Origin of the sequence: Janibacter sp. RAF52 (assembly GCF_052114035.1) — a bacterium.
GTDB classification, from domain to species: Bacteria; Actinomycetota; Actinomycetes; order Actinomycetales; family Dermatophilaceae; genus Janibacter; species Janibacter hoylei.
The window spans coordinates 345,720-364,543 of sequence record NZ_JBFRDY010000003.1; the positions used below are offsets into that span (position 1 = coordinate 345,720).

General features: G+C 71.4%; 12 protein-coding genes and 1 tRNA gene. 6 read left to right on the forward strand and 7 right to left on the reverse strand.

Annotation, left to right across the window (positions count from 1 at the left end; translation table 11 throughout):
- Window positions 1-20: 20 nt before the first annotated feature.
- A complete protein-coding gene (locus AB4Y78_RS06180; protein ID WP_259909456.1) occupies window positions 21-671 on the reverse strand; it encodes a hypothetical protein in 651 nt (216 codons plus the stop codon).
- Between the two features lie 64 nt (window positions 672-735).
- Between AB4Y78_RS06180 and AB4Y78_RS06185 the strand changes: the two genes are divergently transcribed.
- From AB4Y78_RS06185 to AB4Y78_RS06195, 3 genes are read left to right on the forward strand one after another with little or no spacing between them, the layout of a single operon-like run.
- A complete protein-coding gene (locus AB4Y78_RS06185) occupies window positions 736-2,760 on the forward strand; it encodes an acyltransferase family protein (RefSeq protein ID WP_259909455.1) in 2,025 nt (674 codons plus the stop codon).
- On the forward strand, window positions 2,757-3,785 hold the full coding sequence (locus AB4Y78_RS06190; protein WP_441714818.1) for a sugar phosphate nucleotidyltransferase: 1,029 nt from the start codon (window positions 2,757-2,759) through the stop codon (window positions 3,783-3,785). Before AB4Y78_RS06185 ends, AB4Y78_RS06190 begins: the two co-directional genes overlap by 4 nt.
- Window positions 3,782-4,660 carry an FkbM family methyltransferase gene (locus tag AB4Y78_RS06195; protein ID WP_259909453.1) on the forward strand — a complete coding sequence of 293 codons (879 nt, stop codon included), beginning with the start codon at window positions 3,782-3,784 and terminating at the stop codon, window positions 4,658-4,660. Before AB4Y78_RS06190 ends, AB4Y78_RS06195 begins: the two co-directional genes overlap by 4 nt.
- 36 nt (window positions 4,661-4,696) lie before the next feature.
- Here the strand turns inward: AB4Y78_RS06195 and polA are convergent, their stop codons facing one another.
- Window positions 4,697-7,363, reverse strand: a complete 2,667-nt coding sequence (gene polA, locus AB4Y78_RS06200; protein WP_441714817.1) for a DNA polymerase I — start codon at window positions 7,361-7,363, stop codon at window positions 4,697-4,699.
- Between the two features lie 83 nt (window positions 7,364-7,446).
- Here polA and AB4Y78_RS06205 point away from each other — a divergent pair, with 83 nt between their 5' ends.
- Genes AB4Y78_RS06205 through AB4Y78_RS06215 form a run of 3 tightly spaced genes read left to right on the forward strand, consistent with a single transcriptional unit; the run spans window position 7,447 to window position 10,341 of the window.
- Window positions 7,447-7,872, forward strand: a complete 426-nt coding sequence (locus AB4Y78_RS06205; RefSeq protein WP_259909451.1) for a PaaI family thioesterase — start codon at window positions 7,447-7,449, stop codon at window positions 7,870-7,872.
- Window positions 7,873-9,573, forward strand: a complete 1,701-nt coding sequence (locus tag AB4Y78_RS06210; protein WP_259909450.1) for a hypothetical protein — start codon at window positions 7,873-7,875, stop codon at window positions 9,571-9,573.
- Between the two features lie 15 nt (window positions 9,574-9,588).
- On the forward strand, window positions 9,589-10,341 hold the full coding sequence (locus AB4Y78_RS06215) for a DUF554 domain-containing protein (protein ID WP_259909449.1): 753 nt from the start codon (window positions 9,589-9,591) through the stop codon (window positions 10,339-10,341).
- Between the two features lie 18 nt (window positions 10,342-10,359).
- On the opposite strand, the gene AB4Y78_RS06220 is transcribed toward AB4Y78_RS06215, so the two are convergent.
- The 5 genes from AB4Y78_RS06220 to gltB form a co-directional block, all read right to left on the reverse strand.
- On the reverse strand, window positions 10,360-10,959 hold the full coding sequence (locus AB4Y78_RS06220; protein ID WP_007928351.1) for an ANTAR domain-containing response regulator: 600 nt from the start codon (window positions 10,957-10,959) through the stop codon (window positions 10,360-10,362).
- A 29-nt stretch (window positions 10,960-10,988) separates the two neighbouring features.
- Window positions 10,989-11,074: transfer RNA gene (locus tag AB4Y78_RS06225), tRNA-Leu, on the reverse strand.
- A 45-nt stretch (window positions 11,075-11,119) separates the two neighbouring features.
- Window positions 11,120-12,616 carry a pyruvate kinase gene (gene pyk / locus AB4Y78_RS06230; protein ID WP_441736955.1) on the reverse strand — a complete coding sequence of 499 codons (1,497 nt, stop codon included), beginning with the start codon at window positions 12,614-12,616 and terminating at the stop codon, window positions 11,120-11,122.
- Between the two features lie 85 nt (window positions 12,617-12,701).
- Window positions 12,702-14,159, reverse strand: a complete 1,458-nt coding sequence (locus AB4Y78_RS06235) for a glutamate synthase subunit beta (RefSeq protein WP_007928347.1) — start codon at window positions 14,157-14,159, stop codon at window positions 12,702-12,704.
- A complete protein-coding gene (gene gltB, locus AB4Y78_RS06240) occupies window positions 14,152-18,717 on the reverse strand; it encodes a glutamate synthase large subunit (protein WP_441714813.1) in 4,566 nt (1,521 codons plus the stop codon). The genes AB4Y78_RS06235 and gltB overlap by 8 nt, the downstream gene beginning before the upstream one ends.
- Between the last annotated feature and the right edge of the window lie 107 nt (window positions 18,718-18,824).

Below are 18,824 nucleotides of genomic sequence, written 5' to 3' on the forward strand. Positions count from 1 at the left end.
GCGAACCCGTGGGGTGTCGATCAGAAGTCGTCGTCCCGGCGACGGCGGGTACGCCGCGGCGCCTCGTCCTCGATCTCGTCGTCGAGGAAGTCGTCCCCACGTCGCGTCGACCGCGAGGGTGCGGCCTCGCTGACCTGCTCGTCCCAGTCGTCCGTCGCGCTCGCCCGCGGCTCGTCATCGACCTCGGCCGCACGGGCCCGGTCCTCACGCCTGGCGCCTCGCAGCTCGCGCGTCTCGGAACGCTCGGAACGCTCGGGGCGCTCGCTCCGCTCGGAGCGGGCAGCGCGCAGGTCACGTGCACCTCGGTCGCCCCGACGGGAGTCACCGTCGCGACCGAGGTTGATGTCGTCGTCCTCCCCATCCGACCGGGGGGACCGGAAGACGAGGAAGGCCGCGAGAGCGGTCGCCGCAGCCCCGCCGAGAAGGGCGTAGGTGCGGAACTGGTTGATCACCGCAGTCTTCTGGCAGGCGCCGAACTGGAACCCGTCCTTGTCCGCGCTCGGCGGGTTGGAGGCGCTCCCGCACCCGAAGACGCCCTCCTTCGAGGCCACCTGCACCGGAACGAAGTAGTAGTAGATGGCTGCGATGAGCAGCAGCGCCGCGAGCAGGAGGACGAGACCTCGAGCGACCCGGAGCGGCGAGGGTCCCTGGGGGGTAGTGTCAGTCACCATGCGCCCATGCTACTCACGAGTTGTGTTGTGATTCGTCGAGTGCAGCAGAACGAGACCACCACCCATGAGACTCCCTGACCCCAGAGCGCTGCGGCGCCGGACCTCTCGCGCGCCCGCGCGCCCGCGCCCGACGACCCGGCAGGCGGAAGGACATCTCCGTCTGGACTACCGACCCGCCATCGACGGCCTGCGCGCCATCGCCGTGATCGCCGTCGTCGTGGGTCACGTCAACGAGAAGTGGCTGCCGGGCGGCTGGCTCGGCGTCGACATCTTCTTCGTCATCTCGGGCTTCCTCATCACGAGCCTGCTCCTGCGCGAGCGCACGAGCACCGGCCGGGTCGACCTGCCCGGCTTCTGGCTCGCCCGGGCTCGTCGCCTGCTGCCCGCGCTCTTCGTCGTCCTCGCCGCCGTCCTCCTGGCCGCCCGGTTCATCGGTCTGCCGGCGCGCCGTGATGCCGTCGGCGACGACGTGCTCAGCACGATCTTCTACGTGGCCAACTGGCGCATGTACGCCAGCGACGAGGCCTACTTCGCGACCCTCGCGACGCCCTCGCCCCTGCGCCATGCCTGGTCGCTGTCGGTGGAGGAGCAGTTCTACATCCTGTACCCGCTCCTGCTGCTGCTCCTGCTGCGTCTCGTCGGCAAGCGCACCCGGGTGGCGATGGTGCTCGGCGGGCTCGCCCTGGTGTCCGCGGCCCTCATGGCCCTGCTCTACACCCCCGGGCTGGAGCCGTCGCGCGTCTACTACGGCACCGACACCCGCGCCTTCGAGCTGCTCGTCGGAGCGGTCGCCGGCGTGCTCGCGCTCCGCAGCGGCACGGCACGCGGCCCGTCGGCCGTGACGGCCCGCACCGACCGCATCGCGCGCATGCTCGCTCCCGCCGCGCTGGCGCTCGTGGTCGTCGCCCTCGTCGCCCGCACCCAGGCACCCGCCGTGCTCTTCCGCGGCGGCCTGCTCGTGCTGTGCGTGCTCGTCGCCGTCGTCGTCGTCGCCGCGGCCAGCTGGGAGACCAACCTCGTCCAGAAGCTGCTGTCCTGGGAGCCCCTGCGCCGGGTCGGTCTCATCAGCTACGGCCTCTACCTGTGGCACTGGCCGATCCTCGTCTACTCCAACCAGCTGCTCGTCGACGTCGACCCCCTCGTGCGGGCCTACGTGCAGATCATGCTCTCCTTCGTCGTCGCCACGCTGTCCTACCTGCTCGTCGAGCAGCCGATCCGCCGGCACGGCCTCAAGGTCCTCGTGCCGCGCTTCCCACGCGTCGGTGCGGCAGCGGGCGCGACCGCTGCGGTGGCGGTCGTCGCCGGCGCCGTGGCGCTGCCGGTCGGCGCCAGCCAGGCGGTCGTCTCGGGCGACGTGACGTCCAACATCGCCTACACCGCTCCCCCGTACATCTCAGGGGACACCACCCGACGCGCCCTGCTGGTCGGCAACTCCATCCCGGCGAGCTACGCGAAGTTCTACCCCAAGGGGACCTACCCGGACCTCACCGTCGGGGCCTACACCAACCCCGGCTGCGACCTCTTCCCCGAGGCCCGCTACCGCGGTGACGCGCCCGACCCGATCAACCCCGACTGCGCGGAGTGGCGCGAGCAGCTCACCCAGGCCGTCACCGACGAGGACCCCGACGTCGTCGTGATCTTCGTCAGCCAGAGCATGGTCTCGGACCGGGACGTCGACGGCTCCCGCCTCGACTTCCGCTCCAGCGCCTACGAGGACTACGTCGAGCGCGGGTACGACCGGCTCCTGCAGGCCATCGACAAGGCCCCGGGCGACCGCCGCGTCGTCATGGTCAACCTCGCCTGCCACCGGGTCCCCGACTTCGGCGTCGACGCAGAGGTCACGCGCTTCAACGACGACATCGCCGTCGAGCGGGTCAACGACCTCTCCCGGGCGTGGGCCGACGACAACGACATCCAGACGATCGACCAGAACTCCTTCCTCTGCGGTGACGGCTACCACGACGGCATCAACGGCACCCCCCTCTACGAGGACTACCTCCACGTCACGCGCGAGTCCGGGCCCCAGGTCTGGTCCTGGCTCGCCCCCCGGGTGCGGGACGCCGCCAACGGCGACCCGCTGCCCGAATGACCACGCCGCGGGCCGCCGTCCTCCTCGTCGGAGGCCTCGGCACCCGCATGCACCCGCTCACCCTGAGCCGCCCCAAGCACCTGCTGCCCGTCGCAGGCGTCCCCGTCATCGACCTCCAGCTCCGGCGGCTCGCCGACGCGGGCGTCCGGCGCGTCGTCCTCGCGACGGCCACCCACGCCGACCTCGTCCGGGACCACGTCGTGAGCCACCCGGTGGACGGGCTCGACGTGCACACGCACGACGAGGGCACCCCCCTCGGCACCGGCGGCGCCCTGCTCGCCGCCCTCGAGGCGCTCGCCCCCGACCGGGACGAGCAGGTCGTCGTCGCCAACGGCGACCTCCTCACCGGCCACGACCTGGCGCTCCAGTGCGCTGCGGGGCACGACGGGACCGACGTGGTGCTCCACGTGCGCGCGGCCGACGACCCCGCTCCCTTCGGCACGGTCGACGTCGCTGACGACGGCCGGCGGGTCGTCGGCTTCCGCGAAAAGGTCCCGGGACCGCCCGGGACCCTGGTCAACGCCGGGACCTACGTCGTGCGGCCGCGGGTGCTCGAAGGACTCGCCACCGGGGGCGTGCAGTCGTGGGAGCGCGACCTGCTCCCCGCGCTCATCGGGGACGGTGCCCTGGTCGTCGCCCACCGGGCCGAGGCGTGGTTCGCCGACATCGGCTCCCCCACGGCGCTGCTCGGCGCCCACCTCGCCCTGCTCGACGGGACCGCGGCCGGCGTGGTGCCCTCCGGGACGAGCATCGACCCGGTCTCGCCCGGGACGCTGATCGCCGACGGCGCCGAGGTCGTCCGGTCGTCGACCGGAGTCGGCGTGCGGGTGGGAGCGGGGGCCAGGGTCGTCGACAGCATCCTTCTCGACGACGTCGTGGTCGGGGACGGAGCGCTGGTGCGCGACAGCGTCGTCGGCGCCGGGGTCGTCGTGGCCGACCGGACGAGCCTGCGGGGCCGTGCCGCCGCCGACGGCACCCATGTCACCACCGACGACACACCTGATGACGAAGGGAGCGCCCGATGACCGCGTCCACCCCCCGGACACGCTGGGGCAAGGCGGCCCTGTGGGTCCGCTTCTACGTGGGCCGGTCCGTCGCCCTCGACCGCGAGACCCTGCATCTCCACCGGTGGGGGGCACGAGAGCGGGCGGCCTTCCTCGCGAGCAAGGCAGCAGCGCTGCCCGCACTCCAGGCCGGGCGCACCGCGACGGTCCGGGCCGGCGACGTGCACTTCCGCGCGACGAGCCCTCTCGACCTCGGCACCTTCCAGACCTGCCTGCTCGACGTCCACGACGTCGTCGTCGTGCCGGCCGTCCTCGACGGGACCCCTGCCCCCGTCGTCGTCGACGTGGGAGCCAACGTCGGGCAGTTCGCCGCGGCGACCCGCGCCTTCGTCCCCGACGCGCAGATCGTCTCCGTCGAGCCGGACCCGGACACGCACGCCAAGCTCCGGCACAACCTTGCCGGTTTCCCCGGCGCGCGCTCCCACCAGGTGGCCGTCGGGGAGGAGCGGGCGGTGATGACCCTGCACCGCCACCACGTCAGCGTCATGGCGACCCTGCGACCCGGTGAGGTGGAGGACTACGACCCGGAGCTGACCGTCGATGTGGACGTCCTGACGCTCGACGAGATCACCGCCGACCTCCCCCGCATCGACCTGCTCAAGATCGACGTGGAGGGCTTCGAGGTCGAGGCCCTGCGCGGCGCCCGCGAGACGCTCGCGCGCAGCCGGTACCTGCTCCTCGAGGTCGGGCTCGGCCGCGAGTCCTCGGGCGCCAACCTCGAGGCCCTCGCGCTCGTGCGCTCGATCGTGCCGGGTGCCCGCATCGTGCGCTTCGGCCGCCCGCTCGGTGGAGCCGATGCCCCCATCTGCCAGGACGTGCTCATCGCCCTCGGCTGAGCGGACGGCGACCACGACGGCCGCACCGGGCTCAGGTCAGTGGGCGGCGTCGTGCCAGCTGCGTCCCCGACCGACCGACACGTCCAGCGGGACGTCCATGTCGACGGCGCGCCCCATCTCCTCGCGCACGAGTGCCTCGACCGCCGCGTCCTCGCCCGCGGCCACCTCGATGACGAGCTCGTCGTGCACCTGCAGGAGCACGCGTGAGCTGAGCTCTCCCTCGCCGAGGGCCCGGTCGACCCGGAGCATCGCCAGCTTCATGATGTCGGCCGCCGAGCCCTGGATCGGTGCGTTGAGCGCCATCCGCTCGGCCATCTGACGTCGCTGCCGGTTGTCGCTCGTCAGGTCGGGCAGATAGCGGCGACGACCGAGCATCGTCTCGGTGTAGCCGGTCGCCCGAGCCCGGTCGACGACCTCCTCGAGGTAGTCGCGCACGCCTCCGAAGCGCTCGAAGTACTCGTCCATGAGGTCGGTCGCCTCGCCCGTGGAGATGCCCAGCTGCTTGGACAGGCCGAAGGCGCTCAGCCCGTAGGCCAGGCCGTAGGACATGGCCTTGACCTTGCTGCGCATCTCGGCCGTCACGCCGTCGGGCTCCACGCCGAAGACCCGCGCGCCGACGAAGCGGTGGAGGTCCTCACCGGTGCGGAAGGCCTCGATGAGCCCCTCGTCGCCGGACAGGTGGGCCATGACCCGCATCTCGATCTGGCTGTAGTCGGCCGACATCAGCGACTCGTGGCCGGGTCCGACGACGAAGACCTCGCGGATGCGCCGACCCTCCTCGGTCCGGATCGGGATGTTTTGCAGGTTGGGGTCGGTCGACGACAGCCGGCCGGTCGCGGCGATCGTCTGCTGGTACGTCGTGTGGATGCGCCCGTCGTCGGCGACCGACTTGATGAGCCCCTCGACGGTCACCCGCAGCCGCGTCGCATCGCGGTGGCGCAGGAGCGCCTCGAGGAAGGGGTGCTCGGTCTTGGCGTGGAGATCTGCCAGCGCGTCCGCGTCGGTCGTGTACCCCGTCTTGGTCTTGCGGGTCTTGGGCAGGCCGAGGGTGTCGAAGAGGACGGCCTGCAGCTGCTTGGGCGAGCCGAGGTTGATCTGCTCGTCCCCGATGGCCGCCCACGCGTCCGCCTGGGCCGTCGCGACCTTGTCGGCGAACTGCGCTTCGAGGTCGGTCAGCGCCTCGGAGTCGACCGCGATGCCCGCCGTCTCCATGGCGGCGAGCACCCCCACGACGGGCAGCTCCACCTCGCGCATGAGCCGGCTGCCGCCGGTCTCCTCCACCTGGGCCTCGAGGAGCGGCGCGAGCTCGACCGCGGCCGCCGCGCGCACCATGGCCTCACGACCGGCCGAGGAGTCGTCGGTCGCGAAGTCGAGCATCCCCTGGTCGACCTCCGCGTCCTCTCCTCCGAGATCGCGACCGAGGTGTCGCACCGCGAGGTCGGCGAGGTCGTAGGAGCGCTGGTCCGGCCGGACGAGGTAGGCCGCGATCGCGGTGTCGACCGCGAGGCCCGCCAGCGGCAGACCGGCCGTGGCCAGGGCGAGCATCGGGCCCTTGGCGTCGTGCAGGACCTTGGGCCGGTCGGCGTCGGCGAGCCAGTCGCGCAGCGCAGCCTCGTCCTCGCCGCTGATCTCGACGACGTCGACGTAGGCGGCCTCCCCTTCGGCCGTGGCCAGGGCCAGACCGCGGACGTCACCCCGGCCGCGCCCCCAGTCACCGACGACGTCGAGCCCGAGCCGCTCACCCGCGTGGTCGTCGAGCCACGTGCGCACCTCGCCGGCAGCGAGCGCCCGCCCGTCGACCTCGACGCCGCCACTGACCTCGGACTCGGCGGTGTCGAAGGTCGTGAAGAGCCGGTCGCGCAGGACACGGAACTCGAGGCTGTCGAAGAGCGTGTGGACCTGCTCGCGGTCCCACCCGCGTCGGACGACGTCGTCGACGCCAACCGGCAGGTCGACGTCGCGCAGCAGGGCGTTGAGCCGGCGGTTGCGCAGGACCTGGTCGAGGTGGTCGCGCAGCGACTGGCCGGCCTTGCCGCCGATCTGGTCGACCGAGGCGACGATGCCCTGCAGGTCGCCGTGGGCGTTGATCCACTTCGCCGCCGTCTTGGGGCCGACGCCGGGGACACCGGGCAGGTTGTCGCTCGCCTCGCCGACGAGCGCGGCGAGATCGCTGTAGCGATCGGGGCCGACCCCGTACTTGTCGGTGACCGCCTCGGGCGTCATCCGCACGAGGTCGGAGACACCCTTGCGCGGGTAGAGGACCGTCGTGCGCTCGTCGACGAGCTGGAGCGTGTCGCGGTCACCGGAGCAGATGAGCACGTCCATGCCGGCCTCGCGCCCCTGGGTGGCCAGCGTCGCGATGATGTCGTCCGCCTCGAAGCCCTCGAGCTCGACGTACGTGATGTTGAGCGCGTCGAGCACCTCCTTGAGCAACGGGATCTGCCCGGAGAAGGCGTCGGGGGTCGCGCTGCGGCCGGCCTTGTACTCCGCGTACTCCTCGCTGCGGAAGGTCGCCCGGGAGACGTCGAAGGCCACCGCGACGTGGGTGGGGTCCTCGTCCCGCAGCACGTTGATGAGCATCGCGACGAAGCCGTACACACCGTTGGTGTGCTGCCCCGTGCTCGTCGAGAAGTTTTCGGCAGGGAGCGCGAAGAAGGCGCGGTAGGCCAGGGAGTGTCCGTCCAGCAGCAGTAGTCGACTCACGCGCCCAGACTAGGTGCTTGGCCCGACACCCCGTCGCCGTGGCAGGCTGGGCCGACACCCCTTCGACATCTGCAGGAGAGTTGATGACCGACCGACAGTCCCCCTCTGCCGAGGAGCTCAACGCCCACCGGGGAGCGCTGGCCGAGCGCATGGGGATCGAGATCCTCGAGGCGACGACGGACCGGATCGTGGCCCGGATGCCCGTCGAGGGCAACACCCAGCCCTACGGGCTCCTCCACGGCGGCGCGAGCGTCGTCCTCGCCGAGACCCTCGGCTCGATCGGTTCTGCCGTGCACGCGCACTCCCTCGGCAAGATCGCCGTCGGCCTCGACATCAACGCCACGCACCACCGGGCGGCCCGATCCGGCTGGGTGACCGGCACCGCCGTGCCGGTCACCCTCGGTGGCAGCGTCGCCTGCTACGAGGTGACGATCACCGACGACGAGGGCCGGCGCACCTGCACCTCGCGCATCACCTGCATCCTGCGCGACCTGCCGCCCGGCGCCTGAGTGGCCCCCCGCTCCCCCGGTCGGCGCGGTCCCGCCCTGCGCGCACGCGTCCGCCGCATCGACCCCCACCGGTTCCACCCCCGCCGCTGGACGACGACCGACCGCCTCGTCGCCCTGGCCGTCGTCGCCGTGCTGCTCGCGCCCACCTTCGCCGTCGTCGAGGCGCTGACCCACGGCTGGCAGCCCAACGGAGACGACGCGACGATCGCGCTGCGCACGGCCGGCATCCTCGACGGGCAGCTGCCGGTCACCGGCATGCGCAGCACGTCCGGTGACGGGATCGACGTCAACCTGTCGACGCACCACCTCGGACCGCTGCAGTTCTACCTCCTGGCCCTCCCGCTGGCCCTCGCCGGCGGCTCCGCGGCCGGTATCGCCGTGGGTGGTGGGCTCATCGCCGCCACGGCATCGGTCCTCACCGTCACCTGGGCCCGTCGACTCGGCGGCGCGCTCGGTGTGGCCGTCTTCACCTGCGGGGTCCTGCTCACCCAGTGGGCCATCGGCACGGACGCCCTCTTCCGGCCCTTCAACCCCTTCGCCCCTCTCCTGCCGACCTTCCTCGCCCTGGTCCTCCTGTGGGCACTGGCTCGCGACGACCGGCGGGCCCTGCCTCCCTTCGTCGTGGCGGTCTCGCTCATCGCCCAGTCCAACCTCGCCTTCCTGCCCCTCGCCGGCGTGCTCGCCGTCGTCGCGGCGGCGCTGCTGCTGTGGCCCCGACTCACCCACACCCGCCGCGTCCGCGCGGCCACCGACGGCCGCAACCACCGGTGGGCGCTCGGCCTGGGCGTCGTCGTGTGGCTGCCGAGCATCGCCGAGCTCTTCGTGCACCACCCCAACAACCTCACCCAGATCGTGCGCTGGGCGACCTCGGGCACCGGTGATCCGATCGGCTTCACCGAGGGCGCGACGTACCTCAACCTCATCGCCCCGGCACCCGGAGGCTTCCGGCGGTCGACGGAGGACCTCCTCGTCGACGGCACCGGGCCGGCCACCGTGCTCGGCATCGGCCTGGTCCTGCTGCTCGCGGTCATCGCCACCGGCTACCGCGTGCCCAAGGGGCGCGCGAGCAGCGCCTGGCCCGCCCGCGTGGCGCTCGCTGCCAACATCGGGATGCTCCTCACCGCGTCCCGGCTGCCTGAGTGGCCGCTCGCGCCCTACTGGGTCATCACCTGGCTGCCCGTGGCCGCCTTCACGTGGTGCGCACTCGTCTGGCGTGGCCTGGCCTACCTCGACAACGCGACACCGCACCTGCGCCCCCGGGTCGCCCTCCCCCTCGGAGGTGGGCTGGTCGCCGGGGGCGTCGCGGCAACCGCCCTGGCCCTGCCGCCCGCCTGGGCGGAGATCGACTCGATGACCGCCGTGGCGCGGGCGGCCGGGGACGACCTCGGTGACGGGCAGGGGCGGCACGTGCAGATCAACGGGCTGGGCTTCACGCCCACGCTCGGGGCGTCACCCGCGATCGCCTGGCAGGCCCACCGGCAGGGCTGGCAGCCGCACTTCCTCACGTCGTGGCCCTTCCCGGAGGACGCGGACCACCTGTGGGTCGAGAGCGCGCCCGAGGGGTCCGACCGGCTCTACGTCACCGACAGCACGCAGCCTGAGCTCATCAAGGACATCTCCGCCTCGGCGCAGCGCGTCGCGATGGTCCCGATGCAGCACCGCGAGGGCGAGCTCGGCATCTACCGCGACCGCGGCGACTGACGGGAGCCCGCACCCATGGACTTCATCGGGGCCGGGACTGCGCTCAACGTCCTGACCGTCGTGGCCGGGGCCCTCCTCGGCATGGCCGTGGGCGGCCGTCTCCCGGAGCACACGCGTGACGTCGTCACCGACTGCCTGGGGCTCGTCACGCTGCTCATGGCCGGCCTGTCGGCCATCGACGTGACCTCGCCGGCGCTCGCCGACGCCGTGGGCTCGGGAGCGCCGGTGCTCATCGTCCTCGGCTCGCTGCTCATCGGCAGCGTGGCCGGCTCGCTCCTGGGGATCGAGCGTCGGCTCGGGACCCTCGCCGGCCGCGTCCAGGCCGTCGCCGGCCGCCGCCGCGCCGATGCCGCCGGCCGGGAGCGCTTCGTCGAGGGCTGGCTGACGGCCAGCCTGCTCTTCTGCGTGGGGCCGCTCACCATCCTCGGGTCGCTCGACGACGGGCTCGGGCGTGGCATCGACAAGCTGGCGCTCAAGTCCGTGCTCGACGGCTTCGCCGCGCTGGCCTTCGCCTCGACCTTCGGCGTCGGGGTGCTCTTCTCCGCCGTGAGCGTCGCCGTCGTCCAGGGCTCGCTGACCCTGGTCGGCATGGCGCTCGGAGCGATCCTGCCGGAGGCCCACATCGCGGCACTCACCGCCACGGGTGGTCTGATCCTCGTCGGGATCTCGCTGCGGCTGCTGCAGATCCGTCAGGTGCCCGTCGGCGACATGCTGCCGGCGCTCGTCGTGGCGCCGCTGCTCACCCAGCTCGTCGTCGCGCTGGGCTGAGCGGCGGGCGCAGGCCGATCAGGCCTTGTCCATCCCGGCGACGACGGCGTCGGCGACCTCGCGCATGCCGAGGCGACGGTCCATGGCCGTCTTCTGGATCCAGCGGAAGGCCTCCGCCTCGCTGATCTTCAGCTTCTTCATGAGCACGCCCTTGGCCTTCTCGACGGCCTTGCGGGTCTCCAGCCGCTCGCCGAGGTCCGCGACCTCCGACTCGAGCGCCTTGAGCTCGGCCCAGCGCGACGTCGCGACCTCGATCGCCGGGGTGACGTCGGAGACGGTGAAGGGCTTGACGATGTAGGCCATGACCCCCGCGTCGCGGGCCCGCTCGACGAGCTCCTTCTGCGAAAAGGCGGTGAGCATGATGACGGGGCAGATCCGCTTCTCACCGATCGTCTCGGCCGCCGTCAGCCCGTCCATGACGGGCATCTTGACGTCCATGATGATCAGGTCCGGCTGGAGCGAGTCCGCGAGCGAGACAGCCTCCTCGCCGTTGCTCGCCTGCCCGACGACCTCGTAGCCGGCATCGGTGAGCATCTCGGCCAGGTCGAGCCGGATGAGCGCCTCGTCCTCCGCGAGCAGCACCCGCAGGCCCTGCTGGCTCTCGGTGTCCACCGTCATGGTTGATCCTCCGTGGGTAGGTCTCGAACTGGTGCCGAGGGCGGGACTTGAACCCGCACGCCCTTGCGGGCAAAGCATTTTGAGTGCTCCGTGTCTGCCATTCCACCACCCCGGCCGGAGTGCGCCGCAAGCATACCGACCGAAGGGGGCCTCTCCCGACTCAGCCCATCCCGCCGGGGAGTGCGCCGGTGCCCCCTTCGTGCACGCCGTCCTCGCGGGCCCGGTAGGCCACCGTCGTCTTGTTGCGGGCGTCGCCGATGCGGTGCACGCGCAGCGCATTCGTCGAGCCCGGCACCCCGGGCGGCGAGCCGGCCACGATGACGACCCGGTCGCCCTCCTCGACCCAGCCGAGGTCGAGCAGCTGCTCGTCGACCATCAGCGCGTACTGGTCGGTGTGCGTGACCGGAGGGGTGAGGAAGGTCTGCATGCCCCACACGAGCGAGAGCTGCGAGCGGGTGTCCTGCACCGGGGAGAAGGCCAGCATGGGCAGACCCGAGCGCACCTGCGCCAGGCGTCGCGCCGACCCGCCGAGCTGGGTGAAGGCGATGAGGTACTTCACCCCGAGTGCCTCCCCCGTCTCGGCTGCTGCGGCGGCGATGACGCCGCCCTGGGAGGTCGGCGGCGCCATGAGGTCCCGCATGCGGCTCAGGCCCTGCTCCTCCGTCGTCTCGATGATCTTGGACATGGTCTTGACGACCTCGATGGGGAACTTCCCGACGGCGGTCTCCCCCGAGAGCATCAGGGCGTCGGCGCCGTCGAGGACCGCGTTGGCGGCATCGGAGGCCTCCGCCCGGGTCGGGCGCGAGTTGTCGATCATCGACTCGAGGACCTGGGTGGCGACGATGACCGGCTTGGCCTTCTGCCGGCACAGCTCGACGGCCCGCTTCTGCACGAGGGGCACCTGCTCCAGAGGCAGCTCGACGCCGAGGTCACCGCGGGCGACCATGATCCCGTCGAAGGCGTCGATGATCTCCTCGAGAGCCTCGACCGCCTGCGGCTTCTCGATCTTCGCGATGACGGGCAGCCGCACGCCCACCTCGTCCATGATCTCGTGGACGCGGGTGATGTCCGCCGACGAGCGGACGAAGCTCAGCGCGATGTAGTCGGCGCGCAGCCCCAGGGCCCAGCGCAGGTCGTCCTCGTCCTTGTCCGACAGGGCCGGAGCGCTCACCGCGGCGCCGGGCAGATTGATCCCCTTGTTGTCCGACAGCGGGCCCCCGTAGACGACGACGCAGCGCACGTCGGTCTCGTCGACGTCGTGGACGGCGAGGGTGATCTTGCCGTCGTCGACGAGGATCGTGTCACCCGCGCGCACGTCCCCGGCCAGACCGGGATAGGTCGTGCCGACGACCTGCTGGTCGCCCGGCACGTCTCGCGTGGTGATGGTGAAGTGGTCGCCGGCCGCGAGGACGATCGGGCCGTCGGCGAAGCGCCCGGTGCGGATCTTGGGGCCCTGCAGGTCGACGAGCACACCGACGGCGCGACCGACGTCGTCGCTCGCCTCGCGCACGCTGCGGTAGTTGGCCTCGTGGACGGCGTGCTCACCGTGCGAGAGGTTGAGCCGGGCGACGTCCATGCCAGCCGAGACCAGCTCACGGATGCGCTCGGGGGTGGATGTCGAGGGACCGAGGGTGGACACGATCTTGGCGCGACGCATGTCACCACCCTATGACCGTGACGCCACCACGGACGAAGGGGGATGACCGCCGAGACGGTCATCCCCTTCGTCGGGCCGTGCCGGCTCAGACGACGAGCGGACGGTCCGTGGGGTTGATCGGGCGCGGCAGCTGCGAGCGGCCCATGAGATAGGTGTCCACACCGTTGGCCGCGGCGCGGCCCTCGGCGATCGCCCATACGATGAGCGACTGCCCGCGGCCGGCGTCACCGGCGACGAAGACGCCCGGGACACCGGTCTGGTAGTCCTTGCCGCGCACGATGTTGGAGCGCTCGTCGGTCTCGAGCCCGAGCTGCGCCACCACACCCTCGGGGTCCGGGCCGAGGAAGCCCATGGCGAGCAGGACGAGCTGGGCCGGCAGGACCCGCTCGGTGCCCTCGACCGGCTCGAAGCCCTGGTCCGTGCGCTCGACCTCGGTCAGGCGCAGGCCGGAGACCTTGCCCTCGTCGTCGCCGATGATCTCCGTCGTCGAGACGGCGTACACGCGGTCGCCACCCTCCTCGTGCGCCGAGGCGACGCGGAAGAGCATCGGGTAGGTCGGCCAGGGCTGGTTGGCGGGACGGTCCTCGCCGGGCTGCGGCATGATCTCGAGGCTCGTCACGGACCTGGCGCCCTGACGGATCGAGGTGCCGATGCAGTCGGCGCCGGTGTCGCCGCCGCCGATGATGATGACGTCCTTGCCCTCGGCCGTCACCTGGCCCTCGACCTCCTCGCCGACCGCGACGCGGTTGGCGGGGGGCAGGAAGTCCATGGCCTGCATGACGCCGTCGAGTTCGCTACCGGGGACCGGCAGGGCGCGCGGGACCGTGGCGCCGATCGCGAGGACGACCGCGTCGTAGCGGTCACGCAGCTGCTGGCCGGTGATCTCGTCACCGATGGCGACACCGGAGCGGAAGCGCGTGCCCTCGGACTTCATCTGCTGGATGCGGCGGTCAAGGATCCGCTTCTCCATCTTGAACTCCGGGATGCCGTAGCGCAGGAGCCCGCCCGGTGCGTCGGCGCGCTCGTAGACGGCGACGGTGTGCCCGGCGCGGGTCAGCTGCTGCGCAGCGGCCAGGCCCGCCGGGCCGGATCCGACGACGGCGACGGTCTTGCCGGTGAGCCGGTCCGGGATCTGCGGCGGGACGTCACCACGACCGAAGGCCTCCTCGATCGTCGTCACCTCGATCTGCTTGATCGTCACGGCCGGCTGGTTGATGCCGAGGACGCAGGCGGTCTCGCAGGGGGCCGGGCATAGCCGACCGGTGAACTCCGGGAAGTTGTTCGTCGCGTGCAGCCGCTCGATGGCGTCGTGCCAGTCGCCGCGCCACGCAAGGTCGTTCCACTCGGGGATGAGGTTGCCGAGCGGGCAGCCGGAGTGGCAGAAGGGGATGCCGCAGTCCATGCAGCGTCCGGCCTGCCGCTGGAGCTGACCGGCCTGCTGCTCCTCGTAGACCTCCTTCCAGTCACGGATGCGCACGTCTACCGGTCGGCGGACGGGCAGCTCGCGCTCGCGGGTGTTCAGGAATCCATGCGGGTCAGCCACGGGAAGCCTCCATGATCCGGTCCCAGACCTCGGCACCGTCGACGTCGAGGCCCTCGGCCTCGGCCTCGGCGCGGACGTCCAGGACACGCTGGTAGTCGCGGGGCAGGACGAGCGAGAAGCGGTCGAGACCGGCCTCCCCCTCGTCGAGCAGTCGTTGGGCCACGGCCGAGCCGGTGTGCTCGAGGTGCTCGGCGAGCAGTCGGCTCACCACCTCGCGGTCCCCGTGGCGAAGGGGGGTGATGTCGACGAGCTCGGGGTTGACGAGCGACTCGTCGAGATCGAGCACGAAGGCATTGCCCCCGGACATGCCGGCCGCGAAGTTGCGGCCGGTCGGCCCGAGGACGAGGACCGTGCCACCGGTCATGTACTCGCAGCCGTGGTCGCCGACGCCCTCGACGACGGCGGTGGCGCCGGAGTTGCGGACGCAGAAGCGCTCGCCGACGACACCACGCAGGAAGATCTCACCCGAGGTGGCGCCGTAGCCGATGACGTTGCCGGCGATGACGTTGTCCTCGGCGACGTACTTCGCCTCCTCCGGGGGCCGCACGATGATGCGACCACCGGACAGGCCCTTGCCGACGTAGTCGTTGGCATCGCCGACCATCGTCACGGTGATGCCTGCGGGCAGGAAGGCGCCGAGGCTCTGACCGGCCGAGCCGGTGAGGGTCAGCTCGATCGTGCCGTTGGGCAGGCCCTCCGGGTGCCGCTTGGTCACCTCGTGGCCGAGCATCGTCCCGAGCGTGCGGTTGACGTTGCGCACCGCGAACTCCGCCGCGACGTGCTCGCCACCCTCGAGTGCCGGCTGCGCCACCGCGATGAACCGGTGGTCCAGGGCGGCCTCGAGTCCGTGCTCCTGCGCCTTGGCGTGCCGGACACCCGAACCGTCGAAGGAGCTGACCTTGGCGAAGATCGGACCGAGGTCCAGGCCAGAGGCCTTCCAGTGGTCGACCGCCTTGCGCGTGTCGAGCAGGTCGACGCGACCGATCGCCTCGTCGAGGGTGCGGAAGCCGAGCTCGGCGAGCAGCTCGCGCACCTCCTCGGCGATGTACTCGAAGAAGGTCTCGACGAACTCCGGCTGGCCGGAGTAGCGCGAACGCAGCTCGGGGTTCTGGGTCGCGATGCCCACCGGGCAGGTGTCGAGGTGGCACACCCTCATGAGGATGCAGCCACTGACGACGAGCGGGGCGGTGGCGAAGCCGAACTCCTCCGCGCCGAGCAGGGCACCGATGATGACATCGCGGCCGGTCTTGATCTGGCCGTCGACCTGGACGACGATCCGGTCTCGCAGACCGTTGAGCACGAGAGTCTGCTGGGTGGAGGCCAGACCGAGCTCCCAGGGGCCACCCGCGTGCTTGAGCGAGGTGAGCGGGGAGGCACCCGTTCCGCCGTCGTGGCCGGAGATCAGCACGACATCGGCGTGCGCCTTGCTGACGCCGGCCGCCACGGTGCCGACGCCGATCTCGCTCACGAGCTTGACGTGCACCCGCGCCGAGGGGTTGGCGTTCTTCAGGTCGTGGATCAGCTGCGCCAGGTCCTCGATCGAGTAGATGTCGTGGTGCGGCGGCGGGCTGATCAGGCCGACGCCGGGCGTCGAGTGACGGGTGCTCGCGACCCACGGGTAGACCTTGTGGCCCGGGAGCTGCCCCCCTTCGCCGGGCTTGGCTCCCTGCGCCATCTTGATCTGGATGTCGTCGCTGTTGGTCAGGTAGGTCGACGTGACGCCGAAGCGTCCCGAGGCGACCTGCTTGATCGAGCTGCGGCGCTCGGGGTCCATCAGGCGGTCGAGGTCCTCGCCGCCCTCCCCCGTGTTGGAGCGGGCGCCGAGACGGTTCATCGCGATGGCGAGCGTCTCGTGCGCCTCCTTGCTGATCGAGCCATAGCTCATGGCACCCGTGGAGAAGCGCTTGACGATCTCGCTCACCGGCTCGACCTCGTCGATCGGGATCGACGCCCGGTCCTCGTCGGGGGCGAAGAGGCCACGCAGGGTCATCAGCCGCTCGGACTGCTCGTTGACCCGGTCGGTGTACTGCTTGAAGATGTCGTAGCGCCGCGCCCGCGTCGAGTGCTGGAGACGGAAGACGGTCTCCGGGTCGAAGAGGTGCGGCTCGCCCTCACGACGCCACTTGTACTCGCCACCGACCTCGAGGACCCGGTGCGGCGGGCGCATGCCCTCCGGCGGGTAGGCCCGCGCGTGCCGGGCCGCGGTCTCGGCTGCGATGACGTCGAGGCCGATGCCGCCGAGCTGGCTCACCGTGCCGGTGAAGTACTCGTCGACGAGCTCCTGGCTCAGGCCGAGCGCCTCGAAGACCTGTGCGCCGCGGTAGGAGGCCACGGTGGAGATGCCCATCTTCGACATCACCTTCAGCACGCCCTTGCCGAGCGCCTTGATGAGGTTGCGGACCGCGGTCTCCTCGTCGACCGCGGTGATGACCCCGCGACGGACCATGTCCTCGACGGACTCCATGGCCAGGTAGGGGTTGACCGCGGCGGCGCCGTAGCCGATGAGCAGCGCGACGTGGTGCACCTCGCGGACGTCACCCGTCTCGACGATCAGACCGACCTGGGTGCGCGTGCGCTCCCGGATGAGGTGGTGGTGCACGGCCGAGGTGAGCAGCAGCGACGGGATCGGCGCGAGGTCACGACCGGAGTCGCGGTCGGACAGCACGATGAACCGGGCGCCCTCGGCGATCGCGTCGGAGACCTCGGTGCAGATGCGGGTCAGGGTGGCGCGCAGCGCCTCCTCTCCCCCGGTCACGTCGTAGAGACCGCGCACGACGTGCGTCACCTTGCCGGGCAGCTCGCCGTCGGCGTCGATGTGGACGATCTTGGCCAGCTCGTCGTTGTCGATGACGGGGAAGGGCAGGACGAGCTGGCGGGCGTGGTCGGGGTCGGCGTCGAGGACATTGCCCTCCGGGCCGATCGCCGTGCCGAGCGCCGTGACGAGCTCCTCGCGGATCGCGTCGAGCGGCGGGTTGGTCACCTGGGCGAACATCTGGGTGAAGTAGTCGAAGATCAGCCGTGGCCTCTCCGACAGGACCGCCACCGGGGTGTCGGTGCCCATCGAGCCGAGCGCCTCCATGGCCTTCTCCGCCATGGGCATGAGCAGGATCTTCAGCTCCTCCTGCGTGTAGCCGAAGGTCTGCTGGCGGCGGGCGACGGACGCCGGCGTGTGCATGATGTGCTCGCGCGGCGGCAGGTCGCCGAGCATGATCCGGCCCTCGTCCAGCCACTGCCCGTAGGGGCGCTCGGCGGCGAGCTGGCCCTTGATCTCCTCGTCCTCGATGATCCGCCCGGCGGCGGTGTCGACGAGGAACATGCGGCCCGGCGTCAGGCGCCCCTTCTGCACGACGTGCTCGGGCTCGAGGTCGAGCACTCCCGACTCGGAGGCGAGGACGACCAGGCCGTCGTCGGTGACCCAGTAACGACCGGGACGCAGGCCGTTGCGGTCGAGGACGGCACCGACGAGCGTGCCGTCGGTGAAGGTCACGCAGGCGGGGCCGTCCCACGGCTCCATGAACATCGAGTGGAACTCGTAGAAGTCCTTGAGCTCCTGCGGCATGGTCGCGTGGTTCTCCCACGCCTCGGGGATCATCATCAGCACGGCGTGCGGCAGCGAGCGGCCACCGAGATGGAGCAGCTCGAGCACCTCGTCGAAGGACGCCGAGTCCGACGCCTCCGGAGCGCAGATCGGCATGATCCGCTGCAGGTCACCGGGGATGATGTCGCTGCTCAGCAGGGACTCGCGCGCCCGCATCCAGTTGCGGTTGCCCTTGACCGTGTTGATCTCGCCGTTGTGCGCGATGAACCGGAAGGGGTGGCTGAGCGGCCAGCTGGGGAAGGTGTTGGTCGAGAAGCGCTGGTGGACGAGCGCGAGCTCGCTCTCGAAACGCTCGTCGGACAGGTCGGGGTAGAAGGGCTCGAGCTGCGCAGTGGTCAGCATCCCCTTGTAGGCGATCGTGCGGGCCGACAGCGAGGAGAAGTAGACGCCGGTCTCGCGCTCGGCGCGCTTGCGGGCGACGAAGGCCAGTCGCTCGAGGGTCAGGCCGGAGACCTCGCCGCCGGGTGCGGCGACGAAGAGCTGCCAGAAGTCGGGCATGCAGTCGCGAGCCATCTGGCCGACGATGTCGCGCTGGACGGGCACATGGCGCCAGCCGAGGACCGTCAGGCCCTCCTCGCGGACGATCTCGTCGATGCGCTGGGTCATCGTCTCGCGCTCGCTCGCGTCCGTCGGGACGTAGGCGATGCCGACGGCGTAGTGGCCGGCCTCTGGCAGCTCGAAGTCGACGACCTCACGGAGGAACCGGTCGGGGACCTGGCTGAGGATGCCGGCGCCGTCCCCGACGAGCGGGTCGGCACCGGTGGCGCCGCGGTGGTCGAGGTTGGCCAGGGCGAGCAGGGCGTGGTCGATGATGTCGTGACCGGCGTGACCACGCATCGTGGCGACCATGGCGACGCCGCAGGCGTCCTTCTCCAGGTCGCGGCGGTAGAGACCGTCGTCAGGAGGGAGTGCCGACCAGCGCTCATAAGGGGAGAAGGACACAGGGGTCACGTCGGTCACCGTCCTCGGTGGTGGTCGGGGACGTCCCCGGCGCTCGCTCGGGCGCAGCGTCGGGCACGTCTGGGATCAGGGGGCGTGCGGACGTCGGCGGCCGCGGTGAGGTGAAG